Source organism: Streptomyces sp. NPDC048565, from assembly GCF_040650935.1.
GTDB lineage: Bacteria > Actinomycetota > Actinomycetes > Streptomycetales > Streptomycetaceae > Streptomyces.
Map to the genome: position 1 here is coordinate 99,378 of NZ_JBEZIH010000015.1, position 14,587 is coordinate 113,964.

Annotated in this window: 12 protein-coding genes; 8 read left to right on the forward strand and 4 right to left on the reverse strand. The window is 70.3% G+C overall.

The window, feature by feature from the left end; translation table 11 throughout:
* The first annotated feature begins 44 nt into the window (after positions 1–44).
* Both AB0C75_RS19540 and AB0C75_RS19545 read left to right on the forward strand, forming a co-directional pair.
* Positions 45–1,070: an ATP-binding cassette domain-containing protein gene (locus AB0C75_RS19540; protein ID WP_362892381.1), complete on the forward strand. Its 1,026-nt coding sequence runs from the start codon at positions 45–47 to the stop codon at positions 1,068–1,070.
* Positions 1,067–1,879, forward strand: coding sequence for an ABC transporter permease (locus AB0C75_RS19545; protein ID WP_362892382.1), 813 nt, complete (start codon positions 1,067–1,069; stop codon positions 1,877–1,879). The genes AB0C75_RS19540 and AB0C75_RS19545 overlap by 4 nt, the downstream gene beginning before the upstream one ends.
* Positions 1,880–1,902: 23 nt before the next feature.
* Here the strand turns inward: AB0C75_RS19545 and AB0C75_RS19550 are convergent, their stop codons facing one another.
* Both AB0C75_RS19550 and AB0C75_RS19555 read right to left on the reverse strand, forming a co-directional pair.
* Positions 1,903–3,327, reverse strand: coding sequence for a glutamate decarboxylase (locus tag AB0C75_RS19550; RefSeq protein ID WP_362892384.1), 1,425 nt, complete (start codon positions 3,325–3,327; stop codon positions 1,903–1,905).
* A gap of 11 nt (positions 3,328–3,338) precedes the next feature.
* Entirely contained in the window at positions 3,339–3,554 is a 216-nt protein-coding gene (locus AB0C75_RS19555; RefSeq protein ID WP_362892386.1) for a hypothetical protein, read from the reverse strand.
* Between the two features lie 151 nt (positions 3,555–3,705).
* On the opposite strand from AB0C75_RS19555, the gene AB0C75_RS19560 reads away from it, so the two are divergent.
* Positions 3,706–5,013, forward strand: coding sequence for a DedA family protein (locus AB0C75_RS19560; protein ID WP_362892388.1), 1,308 nt, complete (start codon positions 3,706–3,708; stop codon positions 5,011–5,013).
* Between the two features lie 46 nt (positions 5,014–5,059).
* Here the strand turns inward: AB0C75_RS19560 and AB0C75_RS19565 are convergent, their stop codons facing one another.
* Together AB0C75_RS19565 and AB0C75_RS19570 are read right to left on the reverse strand one after the other, a co-directional pair.
* On the reverse strand, positions 5,060–6,775 hold the full coding sequence (locus AB0C75_RS19565; protein WP_362892390.1) for a threonine/serine exporter family protein: 1,716 nt from the start codon (positions 6,773–6,775) through the stop codon (positions 5,060–5,062).
* A gap of 222 nt (positions 6,776–6,997) precedes the next feature.
* A complete protein-coding gene (locus AB0C75_RS19570) occupies positions 6,998–7,492 on the reverse strand; it encodes an inorganic diphosphatase (protein WP_362892392.1) in 495 nt (164 codons plus the stop codon).
* Positions 7,493–7,578: 86 nt separating this feature from the next.
* On the opposite strand from AB0C75_RS19570, the gene dacB reads away from it, so the two are divergent.
* The 5 genes from dacB to ftsH all read left to right on the forward strand — a co-directional run bounded on the left by dacB (position 7,579) and on the right by ftsH (position 14,410).
* On the forward strand, positions 7,579–9,069 hold the full coding sequence (dacB, locus tag AB0C75_RS19575) for a D-alanyl-D-alanine carboxypeptidase/D-alanyl-D-alanine-endopeptidase (RefSeq protein WP_362892525.1): 1,491 nt from the start codon (positions 7,579–7,581) through the stop codon (positions 9,067–9,069).
* A gap of 48 nt (positions 9,070–9,117) precedes the next feature.
* The gene (locus AB0C75_RS19580) at positions 9,118–10,254 is read left to right on the forward strand and encodes a zinc-dependent metalloprotease (RefSeq protein WP_362892394.1); all 1,137 of its coding nucleotides are present in this window, start codon (positions 9,118–9,120) and stop codon (positions 10,252–10,254) included.
* 186 nt (positions 10,255–10,440) lie between these two features.
* On the forward strand, positions 10,441–11,514 hold the full coding sequence (tilS, locus tag AB0C75_RS19585; RefSeq protein WP_362892395.1) for a tRNA lysidine(34) synthetase TilS: 1,074 nt from the start codon (positions 10,441–10,443) through the stop codon (positions 11,512–11,514).
* Positions 11,515–11,612: 98 nt separating this feature from the next.
* Positions 11,613–12,152 carry a hypoxanthine phosphoribosyltransferase gene (gene hpt / locus AB0C75_RS19590; RefSeq protein WP_362892527.1) on the forward strand — a complete coding sequence of 180 codons (540 nt, stop codon included), beginning with the start codon at positions 11,613–11,615 and terminating at the stop codon, positions 12,150–12,152.
* 209 nt (positions 12,153–12,361) lie between these two features.
* Complete coding sequence (gene ftsH / locus AB0C75_RS19595; RefSeq protein ID WP_362892396.1) at positions 12,362–14,410, forward strand: ATP-dependent zinc metalloprotease FtsH; 2,049 nt, start codon at positions 12,362–12,364, stop codon at positions 14,408–14,410.
* Positions 14,411–14,587: the final 177 nt, after the last annotated feature.

The following is a 14,587-nucleotide window of genomic DNA, read 5'->3' on the forward strand; positions in this document are numbered from 1 at the left end:
TGCTAGTCAAGTTTGACTACATGGATGGAAGGGTTGGTGGCCACGTGAGCGACGCGATCGTCGTCGAAGGCGTGCGCAAGAGGTACGGAGGCGGACGGGGAGGCGGAGGCAGACGCGCCCTGGTCGGTCTCGACCTGGCTGTCCGCCGCGGTACGGTCCACGGTCTGCTCGGCCCCAACGGGGCGGGCAAGACCACAGCCGTACGGATCCTGACGACCCTGCTGCGGCATGACGGGGGCCGGGCGGAGGTCGCGGGGTTCGACGTGCGGTCGGAGGCCGCCGAGGTCAGACGGCGGATCGGGCTGCTCGGACAGCACGCGGCGGTGGACGAGGAGCTCGACGGCCGGCAGAACCTGGAGATGTTCGGCCGGCTGCACCACCTGGGCGCACGCCGGGCGGGCCTGCGGGCCGGTGAGCTGCTGGAGCGGTTCGGCCTCGTGGACACCGGGCGCAAGCCGGTCGCGCGGTACAGCGGCGGTATGCGCCGCCGCCTCGACCTCGCCGCCTCTCTGATCACCGACCCGGAGGTGCTCTTCCTGGACGAGCCCACGACCGGGCTCGACCCGCGGGGACGGGCCGAGGTGTGGAGCGCCGTGCGGGCCCTGGCCGCCGGAGGCACCACCGTCCTGCTGACGACGCAGTATCTGGAGGAGGCGGACCAGCTGGCCGACCGGATCTCGGTGATCGACGACGGCAGGGTCATCGCGGAGGGCACGGCCGACCGGCTCAAGGCGATGGTCGGCGGTGACCGCATCGATGTGGTCGTCCGCGACGCGGCCCGGCTGGACGAAGCGGCCGCGCTGCTCGGCGAAGGGGTGACCGTCGACGCGGACCGCCGGCTGCTCGGGGCACCGGCCCCCGACCGAATGCGTGCCCTGTCCAGGACCGTACGGGCGCTGGAGGAGGCGGGCATCGAGGCACAGGACATCGCGGTGCGCCGCCCCACCCTCGACGAGGTGTTCCTCTCCCTCACCGGAGCCGGAGCCGGAACAGGAGCCGGGACCGGCTCCGGTGAGGGAGAGGCCGACGGAGGGGCCCGCGTACCCACGGACACGGAGGTGGCGGCATGAGTACGGCGACGGCGACGGCGGGAGCGGGACGCGTGGGCTGGGCCCTGGCCGACTCCTGGACGATGACCCGGCGCGAACTGGCGCACTGGGCACGGCGGCCGGTCCAGGTGCTCGTCGGCCTGGTCTTCCCGGTGATGCTGCTCCTGATGTTCAACTACCTGGTCGGCGGCGGCAGCGGGGTGGACGGGGACAACACCGAGTTCCTCGTGCCCGGCATGCTCGCGCTCACCATGGCCTTCGGCCTCGAGGGCACGATGCTGGCCGTCACCCAGGACCTGAACAAGGGCGTCATCGACCGGTTCCGTTCCCTGCCGATGGTCCCGGGCGCGATCCTGGTCGGGCGGTGCGCCGCCGACATGCTCCAGTCGGTGGCCGCGCTCGCCGTGATGACCGGAGTCGGATACGCCCTCGGCTGGCGCTGGCACAACGGCACGGCCGCCGCACTGGCCGCGCTCGGGCTGCTGCTCCTGCTGCGGTTCGCGATGCTGTGGATCGGCATCCAGCTCGCTCTGGTGGCGGGCAGGCCGGAGATGGTGCAGGCCGTGCAGATCCTGGTCTGGCCGGTGGGCTTCCTCTCCAATGTCTTCGCTTCGCCGGAGTCGATGCCGGGCCCGCTGGGCGCGGTCGTCGAGTGGAACCCGATGTCGGCCACGGCGACGGCGGTGCGCGGCCTGTTCGGCAACCCGGGTGCGGCCTCGGTCTCCTGGGCCGCCGGACACGCCGTACCGCTCGCGGTGCTCTGGCCTGTGGCGCTGATCGCGGTGTTCTTCCCTCTGGCGGTACGCAGGTTCGCGCGGCTCAGCCACTGACCTCCGGCTTTCCCCCCCGGGCCTCAGTGGTGGAAGGCCGTCTGGACCGAGGCCGCGCGGTTCAACGGATGTGACTGTCCACGCAGCTCGGGCAGGAGCCTGCGCAGGTCGTCCAGCAGCAGCTCCGCGAGATCCGAGGAGAAGCCGTTGCGGCAGACCACGCGCAGCACCGAGAGGTCCTGGCGGTTGGCGGGGAAGGTGTAGGCGGGCACCAGCCAGCCGCGCTCCCGCAGCCGCCTCGACACGTCGAAGACGTCGTACGCCTTCACTTCGGGCGTCATCGTCACGGCGAACACCGGGAGCTCGTCGCCCCGGGTCAGCAGCCTGAAGTCGTCCAGGGACTCGAACTCCGTGGCCAGCCGCCGCGCGATGTCCCTGGACGCCTGCTGGACGGCACGGTAACCCTCCCGGCCCAGTCTCAGGAACGTGTAGTACTGCGCCACCACCTGCGCGCCGGGCCGGGAGAAGTTCAGCGCGAAGGTCGGCATGTCACCGCCCAGGTAGTTGACCCGGAAGACCAGCTCCTCGGGCAGCTCGGACGGCGAACGCCACAGAGCCCAGCCCACACCCGGGTAGACCAGGCCGTACTTGTGCCCCGAGGTGTTGATCGAGGACACCCTCGGGAGCCGGAAGTCCCACACCAGATCGGGGTCGAGGAACGGCGCCACCATCGCCCCGGACGCGCCGTCCACATGGACCGGGATGTCGAGACCGGTGCGCTCCTGGAGATCGTCCAGCGCCGCGCACAGCTCGGCGATCGGCTCGTAGGAACCGTCGAAGGTGGAGCCCAGAATCCCGACCACGCCGATGGTGTTCTCGTCGCACAGCTCGGCGGCCGCCTGTGGGTCCAGATGGAAGCGCTCGCCCTCCATCGGGACCTGACGGGGCTCCACCTCCCAGAATGTGCAGAACTTCTCCCAGCAGACCTGCACATTGACGCCCATCACCAGATTGGGCCGGGCGGTCGCCGGATAGCGGTCGGCGTTCCTGGCGGACCAGCGGCGCTTCAGCGCCATCCCCGCCAGCATGCAGGCCTCGCTCGACCCGGTGGTCGAGCAGCCCACCGTGGTCGCCGGGTCGGGGGCGTTCCAGAGGTCGGCGAGCATCGCCACACAGCGCCGCTCCAGCTCGGCGGTGCGCGGGTACTCGTCCTTGTCGATCATGTTCTTGTCCCGGCACTCGCCCATCAGCACACCGGCCTGGGGCTCCATCCAGGTGGTGACGAAGGTCGCGAGATTGAGCCGGGAGTTCCCGTCGAGCATCAGCTCGTCGTGGACGAGCCGGTAGGCGGTCGCCGGGGGCAGCGGGCCGTCCGGCAGCTGGTGCGTCGGAGGCGCCGAGATCATCGGCGCGGTCGGGTCGGCCTCCCCGAAGAACGGGTTGAGGGCGAGTCTGCGGTGCTCGTCGGACGGAGCTGTTCCGCCGTGCGAACCCTTGTGAAGCGGCATGGACGGGCTCCTCAGCTCTGGTCGTCCGTGGACCGGTTGATCACGGCAGCGGTCCCGTGGGCGCAGACCTCGGTACCCACGTCCGCGGCCTCGCTCAGGGAGCGGACTGTGAGTCCGAACACCTCGCCGATGACCTGTGTCACCTCATGGCCGGGTGCGTCGTTCGTGGTGACGACCAGGACGTCCGCCTGCGGCGTCTGTCCGCCGCCGTAGTCCTCAATGCCCATGGCGTGGCACCTCCTCCTGCGCAAAGCTTTGCCCCGGTTCGCCCCGCGCGCATCCTTGGCTACGCCAGTGGAACCCAGGCGTACGCCGCAGCGTTGATAGCTTGGGGCGGCCACGCAGCCGCGCACACCGACCAACCTGGAGCCCGGACCCTTGAATACGCTTGCGCTAGGCCCGAGCTGGCTGGACCCGGATTACCTGCTCAACACCTTCGGGCTGCCGGGCCTCCTGCTCATCGTGTTCGCCGAGTCGGGGCTGCTGATCGGCTTCTTCCTGCCCGGTGACTCCCTGCTGTTCACCACGGGTCTGCTGGTGACGACGGGCGATCTGAAGTCCCCCCTGTGGCTGGTCTGTGTGCTGGTCGCCCTCGCGGCGATCCTCGGTGACCAGGCCGGTTATCTCTTCGGGCGCAAGGTGGGGCCGTCGCTCTTCAGGCGCCCGGACTCCCGTCTCTTCAAGCAGGAGAACGTGGAGAAGGCCCACGACTTCTTCGAGAAGTACGGCCCGAAGTCCCTCGTGCTGGCGCGCTTCGTGCCCATCGTCCGTACGTTCACGCCGATCATCGCCGGTGTGAGCCGGATGAACTACCGCTCCTTCCTCACGTTCAACATCATCGGAGGCGTGCTCTGGGGCGTCGGGGTGACGCTGCTCGGTGCGGCCCTCGGCAAGATCGCCTTCGTGCACGAGCACATCGAGCTGATCCTCATCCTGATCGTGCTGATCTCCGTGGTGCCGATCGCGATCGAGTTCCTTCGGGCCCGCAGCAGGTCGAAGAAGGAAGCCGCGCGGCAGGGCGACGGCCAGGGCTCCGCGGACGGCGGCCCCGCGGCGGGCCCCCAGGGGACGGACGACGAGGGCCAGGGCCCCGCCGCCTACGGGTACACCGGCGACCCGCCGCCGTCGTACGACGGCGGCGGGTACGACAGCCCGTACGGCACCGATCAGCCCGGCCGGTACGACGCGCAGTACGGCGGTCAGGGCGCCCAGTACGGCAGCGGTCAGGCCGGCCAGCAGTACGACGCACAGCAGGGCCAGCAGTACGGCGCGCAGCAGGGCGGGCAGTACGGCGGCGCCCAGGAGACCCCGTACGGCTCTCAGTACGGCACCCAGCAGGGCGGCGGCCAGTACGGCGACCCCCGGTACGGCGCGCAGGGGCAGTACGGCGCGGGCCAGGACGGCCAGTACGGGGGACAGCAGTACGCCGGCGACCAGGGCGCGCGGTACGGCGCGGGTCAGGGCGCCCCGTACGGCGCCGGGCAGTACGGCAACGGCCAGGGCGGCCAGTACGGCGACCACCAGGCCGGACAGTACGGCCAGGCCGGCCCGTACGGCGCGGGTCAGGGTGCCCCGTACGGCAACGGCAACAGCCCCTACGGCGAATTCGGTGACCGCCCCGCGGCAGCCCCCGGCGACGGCCAGGAGGAGGACCCGGGGCAGTACGGCTGGCAGAACAGGCGCTGACCGGGGCGCCGTCGCGGGCCGGAAGCCGCGGGTCGGACGCCGCGGGTCAGAAGCCGCGGGTCCGCTTGGCCGCCCGGCGGGACGGGCCCTCGACGGCACCCGGCACCCGCATGAACAGCCGCGAGATCTCGCTTCCGAGGTTCACCCCGATGGCGATGGCCAGCGCCGTGGCGACAGCGGTGAAGAGCGAGGTGAGCCCGGTGTCCACCTCGTTCTGCGCGACACCCAGAAGACCGAAGTACGTGGCGGAACCGGGCAGCAGCGGGCCGATCGCGGCCGTGATGTAGGGCAGCGACGAGGTGTAGCGGTAGCGCGAGAACAGCTGGCCGAACAGCCCCACCAGACCGGCCGCCACCGCCGTCGCCGCCACCGGCGAGATGTTTCCGGTGGTGGCCATCGCCCCGTAGACGATCCAGGCCACGCCCCCGTTGAGGGTCACCGCCAGCACGGTGGAACGTTCCTGCTGGAGCAGGATGGCGAAGGCCAGCGTCAGGGTCATCGACACCAGGATCTGGAGCACCGGCCGGTTGTTCGGTACGAAGCGGGCCTCCGGGTTGAGCTCCGCGCCGAGCTGGACGCCGAGATAGAGCATCAGCAGAACACCGGCCACGATGCCGATGAAGAAGTACATGACCTCCAGGAGCCGGGCCCCCGCGGTGAGGTAGTAGCCGGTCAGCCCGTCCTGTACCCCTGCGACGAGTGCCCGCCCCGGCAGCAGCGCGAACAGCCCACCGGTGATCACCGCGGAGGGCCGTACGCCCGTCGAATGGGTGAGGGTCAGCAGGATGCCCATCGCGGCCGGGGGCATGGCCGCGGCGGTGAACTGGTAGAACTCGGGCAGCCCGCGCCCGGCGCAGAGCCAGGCCAGCCGGTCGCCGAGCATCGCGCCCGCCGCTGCCACGACGAAGACCAGGAAGTTACCGCCGACCAGCACCGATGCCGAGCCGGCGAGCAGCCCGGCGGCGGCCGTCAGCACCCAGCCCGGGTAGGGGTGCCGGTTACGGCGGATCTCGGCCAGGCGCCGGTAGGCCTCCTCCAAGGAGACCTCGACATGCTCGGCCGTGGTGATGTCGTCGATCAGCTGGAACACGGCCGCCAGCCGGGTGTAGTCGGTGCCCCGGCGGCGTACGGTACGGCTCGCCGTGATGGGGTCGTCGACCAGCGACGGCTGGTACGAGATGGACAGCAGGGTGAAGGTGACCGTCGGCTCGCTGCGGTCGAGGCCGTAGGAACGCGTCACCGCGAACATGGCCGCCTCGACGTCCTCGGCGCCCTCACCGCCCGCGAGCAGCAGCTCCCCGATACGCAGCGTCAGGTCGAGCACGCGGGGTACCGCTGGGCCCGCGTCGTCGGTCCGCTGCACGCTCTCCGGCGCCGGACGCTCCGTCACCGGCATCCGCAGCATCGTGCGCATACGGTCCTGCCACGGGGCTTCCTTCGTCAGCCGCACCATCGGAATGCCGTGCGCGGGGGTGAACGCGGGCGGCTGATGCTGGGCGTTGTACCCGCTCGGCGGGACGAAGGCGGAGGAGAGCGCGTCGGAACCCGCCCCGCCTCCCGCCCCCGAAGGGGCACCGGAGCCGGAGCCGGACGACGAGGGCGGCTCCGGGTGCAGACCGGACGGAAGGGAGAATTCCGATGACGGATGGTCGTCCTCGGACGGAACCGCCGGGTGGTCCACACCGGCCGGCGGGACGAAGGCGCTGCGCGCCTCGTCGGACTGGGGCTTCTGGTCCTCGGGACCGCCCTGTTCCGCCACCACTCGACCTCGAACCTCCTCGAATGCTCCTTCCGGGAGCGCTTCTGCCCAGTATGGGCACGGACATGGGCCGCACACGCAACGGGCGGCGCACCGGTGAAGGTGCGCCGCCCGTTGTCCGTACGGCTCGCTGGGCCGGTCGGCCCCATGCGCCGTGATCCGCGCCGTTCCGCCTTGTGGGCGGACGCCGTGACGCCGCTGACAACCGTGGGTGAGCTCGTTACGTCAGTGCGCCCCGCCCTGGGCTTCGAGGCGCTTGCGGGACGCCTCGATCTCGGCCTCGGCCTCGGTGCGGCCGACCCAGTCGGCGCCCTCGACGGACTTGCCCGGCTCCAGGTCCTTGTAGACCTCGAAGAAGTGCTGGATCTCCAGGCGGTCGAACTCCGAGACGTGGTGGATGTCGCGCAGGTGCTCCACCCGGGGGTCGGACGCCGGGACGCACAGCAGCTTGTCGTCGCCGCCGGCCTCGTCGGTCATCCGGAACATGCCGATGGCGCGGCACTTGATGAGGCAGCCGGGGAACGTCGGCTCCTCCAGGATGACCAGCGCGTCCAGCGGGTCGCCGTCCTCGCCGAGGGTGTTCTCGACGAAACCGTAGTCCGCCGGGTAGCTGGTCGAGGTGAAGAGTCGACGGTCCAGACGGATCCGACCGGTCTCGTGGTCCACCTCGTACTTGTTCCGCGAACCCTTCGGGATCTCGATAACGACGTCGAACTCCACGGGTGGCTCCTCCATGATCAACACATACGACTGGTGGTTAAGTGTCCCTCACGCAGATGAGTGCTCGCGAAAGGGGCTGGTCAACGGTGGCCGAGCCGGTGGAGAAACCGACCGACGAACCGTTGGACCGGTGGGGCGGGTGGCGCGGGTGGAAAGCCCCGGAGTACCTGAAGCGCGGGAGCGGGCCGAACGATCTCCGGCTCGTCGCAGGCTCCGCGGTGCTCGGCCTGGTGGTCGCCGTCGGCGCCGTCCTGGCGGCAGGTCCCTGGGACTCCGGTCAGCGTAAGGCCGAGCGGGACCGGGCAGTCGTCCTGCAGCGCGCAGGTGGCGTACATCACGAAGGGGACGGGCCCGGCGGGCCTGAGCCCGCCGCCAGCGCGCCCGCCGTCCTCGGCGCGCTCGGCACCACGACGGGTCTGAAGGCCCCGGCGGGCGCCGGAAGCCTGGAGGCCGCCCTCGGGCCCCTGCTGGACACGCCCGCGCTCGGCTCCGTCACGGCGGTGGTCGTCGACGCGGCCACCGGCGAGCAGGTGTACGCACGGGACGCGGCGATCCCCATGACCCCGGCGTCCACGGTGAAGATCGCCACCGCGGCCGCCGCGCTCTCCGCGCTCGGGCCCGCCCACCGCATCCCGACGACGGTCACGCTGTCCCCGGACTCCCGGACGCTGACCCTCGTCGGGGGCGGCGACCCCACCCTGGACAAGGGTGACCTGCGCGCCCTGGCCTCCGACACGGCGCGCTCCCTGGGCGAGGCCGGCGCCGGGTCCCTGCGACTGGCGTACGACACCTCGCGCTACTCGGGTCCGGCGCTCCACCCGATCGGCCCCAACGAGAACATCGCTCCCGTCAGCGCGCTGATGACCGACGAGGGCCGTCTCGACAAGAGCGACCACGGGCCCGCCGCCCGCGGCGACGACCCGGCGGGTGACGCCGCGCGCACCTTCGCGGGACTCCTCGACGACGCGGGTGTCGCCACCCGGTCGGACCCCGCGTCCGGGCGGGCACCGGCCGGGGGCAGGACGGTGGCGACGCACCTGTCGAAGCCGCTCTCGGCGCTGGTCGAGCGGGCGTTGACCAACAGCGACAACGACATCGCGGAGGCCCTGGCGCGGCAGACCGCGCTGAAGGCGGGGGAGCCCGCCTCCTTCGCCGGGAGTCGTCGCGCGGTGACCGCCCGGCTGAAGGCGCTCGGTCTGCCGCTGGGCGGCGCACGGCTCGCGGACGGCAGTGGTCTCGACCGGGAGGACAAGGTGACGGCGGGGCTGCTGGCCCGGCTGCTCGCGCTCGCAGCCGGACCTGACCACCCGGAGCTGCGTCCCGTCCTCACCGGACTGCCGGTCGCCGGTTTCAGCGGCACGCTCGGCGAGCGCTACACCGCGACGTCTCCGGCAACCGGCCTGATCAGGGCCAAGACGGGCACCCTCACCGGGGTGAACGCCCTCGCCGGAACCACGGTCGACGCACAGGGCAGGCTGCTCGCGTTCGCCTTCCTGGCCTCGGGCACCACATCGGCGGCCGACGCGGAGGACTCGCTCGACGCCCTGGCCACCGCGCTCACCCGGGGCACCCGGTGAGCGGCTGACACCCCACCACGGAGCGGCCACCTCACGTACGGTTGACGCATGACGAGCATCGGTGGTGCCGAGATGGTCGACTGGAATCTCGCGGTCGCGACAGCGACCCGGCTCGTGCGGCCGGGTCCCGAGATCAGCCGCGAGGAGGCCCGCGCCGTCGTGGCGGAGCTCCGCCGGCATGCCAGGGCCTCGGAGGAGCACGTTCGTTCGTTCACCCGGATGATCCCGGACGGGCACGAACCCGAGGACACCCCGGTCCTGGTCGTCGACCGGGCCGGCTGGATCAGGGCCAATGTCGCGGGCTTCCGTGAGCTGCTGCGCCCGCTGCTCGGCAAGATGCAGGACCGCCGTGGGGGCGGCCCCGGCAACGCCGTGCTCGGCGCGGTCGGCGGCAAGGTGACCGGCGTCGAGCTGGGCATGCTGCTGTCGTTCCTGTCGTCCCGCGTCCTCGGGCAGTACGAGACCTTCGCCCCCGCCACCCGGGAGCTGCCCGCGTCCTCCAAGGGCGGCGGCAGGCTGCTGCTGGTCGCACCCAACATCGTCCACGTCGAACGCGAACTCGACGTCGACCCGCACGACTTCAGGCTCTGGGTGGCTCTCCACGAGGAGACGCACCGCACCCAGTTCACCGGGGTCCCCTGGCTTCGCGACCATCTGCAGGGCGAAATCCAGTCGTTCCTCGACGAGACCGACGTCGACCCCATGACCGTGCTCGAACGCCTCCGCGAGGCCGCGCAGGCCTTCTCGGGAGGCAACCGCCCCGAGGGCGAGGAGGGCGACGGCGGCGGGCACGGCCTCGTCGAGATCGTCCAGACCCCCACCCAGCGCGAGATCCTGGGCCGTCTCACCGCCGTGATGTCCCTGCTCGAAGGGCACGCGGACTTCGTGATGGACGGGGTGGGCCCAGAAGTGGTGTCCTCCGTCGCCGAGATCCGGGAGAAGTTCCAGCAGCGCAGGGCGCGCGGCGCGAGCCGTCTGGATCTGGCGCTGCGCAAACTCCTGGGGCTCGACGCCAAGCTGCGGCAGTACCGCGACGGCGAGAAGTTCGTCCGGGCCGTGGTGGATGAGGTCGGTATGGACGGCTTCAACCGGGTGTGGACCTCCCCCAACACCCTCCCCACGAAGGCCGAGATCGCGGCGCCGGCGGAGTGGGTGGCGCGGGTGCACCGTAAGGCAGATTCGTGATCTTGTCGGGTCCGACGGCAGTGGATTGCCTCGCTAATCACCCATCCGAGGGACCGTAGGGGCATGGGAAGGCGTGCAATGCTCGATGAACAGCTTGGCTCTGTCACCATCGACGCACTCTGAGTGACGGGAACCGTTCCGCGCGCTCCGAGGCACCCCCAAAACTTCACCCGAAGGGCACCGGACATGGGTCCCCATCCTGCGGTCGCGGCGATACGCCTCGCGGTCCGCCGCGTACTCCACGACGTCGTCACCGAGCACAACCGCCACACCGAACAGGCCGGACGCGCCGAGTTCGCCGAAGCCGGGGCGGGAGGACGGCGTTCCGGGCTTCCCGAGCGGCCGGACACCCCGCTGGTCCTCGTCGCCTGCTCCGGGGGCGCGGACTCCATGGCGCTCGCATCGGCCCTCGCCTTCGAGTCCCGCAAACTCCCCGTCCGCGCCGGCGGCATCACCGTGGACCACAATCTCCAGCCCGGCTCCGGACCCCGGGCCGACGACGTCGTCACCCGCCTCGCCGAGATGCGGCTCGACCCGGTCGAGTGCGTCGCCGTGCGGGTCGGCCGCGACGGCGGGCCCGAGGCCGCGGCCCGTGACGCCCGCTACGCCGCCCTGGACGCCGCTGCGGAGCGGTACGGCGCCGCCGCCGTACTCCTCGGCCACACGCGCGACGACCAGGCCGAGACGGTCCTGCTGGGGCTCGCCCGCGGTTCGGGCATCCGCTCGCTCTCCGGGATGGCCGCCGCGTCGGGCCCCGCAGGCCGCTACCGCCGACCGTTCCTCCAGCTCGACCGGCAGACCGCCCGCAAGGCCTGCCTGGTCCAGTCGATCCCCGTCTGGGACGACCCGCACAACATCGACCCCGCCTACACCCGCTCCCGGCTGCGCCACGAGGGCCTGCCCGCCCTGGAGAAGGCGCTGGGCAAAGGCGTCGTGGAAGCACTCGCCCGCACGGCGCAACTCTCCCGTGACGATGCGGACGCCCTCGACACCTGGGCCGCCGAGGCCGCGCGCTCGGTGTACGACGACGCCGGACGACTGGAGTGCGCCAAGCTCTCCGTCCTGCCGCCCGCGGTGCGCCGCCGGGTGCTGCGCCGGGCCGTGATCGACGCAGGATCCCCCGCGGGCTCGCTCTTCGCCCGCCACATCGAGGAAGTCGACCGGCTCATCACCGGGTGGCGGGGTCAGGGCGCCATCAACCTGCCCGGCCGCGTCGAGGTGCGACGGCAGGGTGGCAGACTGGTGATTCGGCAGAGCTGAAGCGCAAGCGGCTGAAGTGCAGGCGAAACGCCGGTCAGGCCCGGGGAACAGTCCGGCCGGTCGCGGCAGAGAAAGAGACGCGGGTGAACGAGAAGGACATGGGTGCCGACCTTGAGTCGGTGCTCCTCACCAAGGAAGAGATCGACGCGAAGCTCGTCGAGCTGGCAGCGAAGATCGACGCGGAGTACGCGGGCAAGGACCTGCTCATCGTCGGCGTGCTCAAGGGCGCGGTGATGGTCATGGCGGATCTGGCCCGCGCGCTGTCCACTCCCGTCACCATGGACTGGATGGCCGTCTCGTCGTACGGAGCCGGCACGCAGTCCTCGGGCGTCGTCCGGATCCTCAAGGACCTCGACACCGACATCAAGGGCAAGCACGTCCTGATCGTCGAGGACATCATCGACTCCGGTCTGACGCTGTCCTGGCTGCTGACCAACCTCGGCTCGCGCGAACCCGCGAGCCTGGAGGTCTGCACGCTGCTCCGCAAGCCGGACGCCGCCAAGGTCGCGATCGACGTGAAGTGGGTCGGCTTCGACATCCCCAACGAGTTCGTCGTCGGCTACGGACTGGACTACGGGGAGAGGTACCGCAACCTCCCCTTCGTCGGTACGCTCGCCCCTCACGTCTACGGAGGCTGAGACAGCCGCCCGCAAGAAGCCGGCACAACCCGGCCGGGCACCCGGGAACCCTTGTGGCGTTCGGGCCGTTGGAGCCTTCGAAGACAGGCTTGTCGGACCTCCCCTGCGGTCACGCGTGACGATGCTGGGGTACGGTCCGAAGAACACTCTTTTCTCACAGCAGCATTTACCTACGGGCAGGAGGGACGGGGCGACTTCGCTCCGTATGGATGGACGTGAAGCGATACTTCCGTGGGCCGGTCATGTGGATCGTGCTGGCCGTCCTCGCCGTGGTCGTGTTGATGCAGGTCGTCGGCTCGTCCGGCGGCTACAAGACGGTGGACACCGGCAAGGTGATCCAGGCGATCAGTAAGAACCAGGTGGAGCAGGCCAAGCTCACCACCGGTGACGAACAGATCCTGAAGATCGAGCTGAAGGACAAGGAAAAGCTCCAGGGCGAGTCCGGCAGCAAGTTCCAGGCGAGCTACATCGGCAACCAGGGTGTCGAGCTCGCCGACACGCTGCAGAAGAAGTTCGAGAGCGGTGACATCGAGAAGGGTTACACCGTCTCGCCGTCGAAGCAGTCCCCGTTCGTCTCGATCCTTCTCTCCCTGCTGCCCTTCGTCCTGATCGTGGTCGTGTTCCTGTTTCTGATGAATCAGATGCAGGGCGGCGGCTCCAAGGTCATGCAGTTCGGCAAGTCCAAGGCCAAGCTGATCACCAAGGACACGCCGAAGACGACGTTCTCCGACGTGGCGGGCTCGGACGAGGCCGTCGAGGAACTGTACGAGATCAAGGAATTCCTCCAGGAGCCGGCGAAGTTCCAGGCCGTCGGCGCCAAGATCCCCAAGGGCGTCCTGCTCTACGGGCCGCCCGGTACGGGTAAGACGCTGCTCGCCCGCGCCGTCGCGGGTGAGGCGGGCGTGCCGTTCTACTCGATCTCCGGTTCCGACTTCGTCGAGATGTTCGTCGGTGTCGGTGCCTCCCGTGTGCGTGACCTCTTCGAGCAGGCCAAGGCGAACGCCCCGGCGATCGTCTTCGTCGACGAGATCGACGCCGTCGGACGGCACCGCGGTGCCGGCATGGGCGGCGGTCACGACGAGCGCGAGCAGACGCTCAACCAGCTGCTCGTCGAGATGGACGGCTTCGACGTGAAGGGCGGGGTCATCCTGATCGCCGCCACGAACCGGCCGGACATCCTGGACCCGGCGCTGCTGCGTCCCGGACGCTTCGACCGGCAGATCGCCGTCGACCGGCCGGACATGCAGGGCCGCCTCGAGATCCTCAAGGTGCACCAGAAGGGCAAGCCGGTAGCGGAGGACGTCGACCTCAACGCGGTCGCCCGTCGTACGCCCGGCTTCACCGGTGCGGACCTGTCGAACGTGCTGAACGAGGCTGCGCTCCTGACGGCGCGCAGCAACAAGAAGCTGATCGACAACCACATGCTCGACGAGGCCATCGACCGCGTCGTGGCGGGTCCGCAGAAGCGGACCCGGATCATGTCCGAGAAGGAAAAGAAGATCACCGCGTACCACGAGGGCGGACACGCCCTGGTCGCGGCGGCCTCACCCCAGTCGGACCCGGTCCACAAGATCACGATTCTCTCCCGCGGCCGTGCCCTCGGTTACACGATGGTGCTCCCGGAAGAGGACAAGTACTCCACGACGCGCAACGAGATGCTCGACCAGCTGGCATACATGCTGGGCGGGCGCGCGGCCGAGGAGCTGGTCTTCCACGACCCGACGACCGGTGCTGCGAACGACATCGAGAAGGCCACCGCGACGGCCCGCTCGATGGTCACGCAGTACGGCATGACCGAGCGCCTCGGTGCCATCAAGTTCGGTGGAGACAACAGCGAGCCGTTCGTGGGCCGGGAGATGGGCCATCAGCGCGACTACTCGGAAGAGGTCGCGGCGCTCGTCGACGAAGAGGTCAAGAAGCTCATCGAGACCGCGCACAACGACGCGTGGGAGATCCTCGTAGAGAATCGCGACATCCTCGACGCCCTGGTCCTAGAGCTTCTCGAGAAGGAGACGCTCGGCAAGGACCAGATCGCCGAGATCTTCGCCCCGATCGTGAAGCGCCCGGCTCGTCCGGCGTGGACCGGTTCCGCCCGGCGTGCCCCGTCGACGCGTCCGCCCGTGCTCTCCCCCAAGGAGCTCGCTCTCACCAACGGCTCCGCCAATGGTTCGGGCACTCCGGAGATCGCTCCGACGGATCTGACGAAGGACACCGGCGGCTCCACGGAGGCGCTCCCCGAGGACCGCCCCGAGAGTTAGCCCCTGCCCGACCCGGTGTGGCCCCTGTCACGGGGGCTCCACCAGGCCCGGAATGGATGCCGCGCCCCCCAGGTTCTAGCCTGTGGGGGCGCGGCTTTTTCGTATGCCTGCGTCGAGCCTTTCGAATCTCCGTGAGGCCCGGCGGGTCCGCGTATGCGACTGCACAGAGGAACGAGG

What these genes read in the sequence shown, in the direction of transcription:
- AB0C75_RS19550 (WP_362892384.1), bottom strand. Translation starts at nt 3,327, where the DNA reads ATGCCGCTTCACAAGGGTTCGCACGGCGGAACAGCTCCGTCCGACGAG.
- AB0C75_RS19580 (WP_362892394.1), top strand. Translation starts at nt 9,118, where the DNA reads ATGACGAGCATCGGTGGTGCCGAGATGGTCGACTGGAATCTCGCGGTC.
- AB0C75_RS19545 (WP_362892382.1), top strand. Translation starts at nt 1,067, where the DNA reads ATGAGTACGGCGACGGCGACGGCGGGAGCGGGACGCGTGGGCTGGGCC.
- tilS (WP_362892395.1), top strand. Translation starts at nt 10,441, where the DNA reads ATGGGTCCCCATCCTGCGGTCGCGGCGATACGCCTCGCGGTCCGCCGC.
- hpt (WP_362892527.1), top strand. Translation starts at nt 11,613, where the DNA reads ATGGGTGCCGACCTTGAGTCGGTGCTCCTCACCAAGGAAGAGATCGAC.
- AB0C75_RS19555 (WP_362892386.1), bottom strand. Translation starts at nt 3,554, where the DNA reads ATGGGCATTGAGGACTACGGCGGCGGACAGACGCCGCAGGCGGACGTC.
- ftsH (WP_362892396.1), top strand. Translation starts at nt 12,362, where the DNA reads ATGGACGTGAAGCGATACTTCCGTGGGCCGGTCATGTGGATCGTGCTG.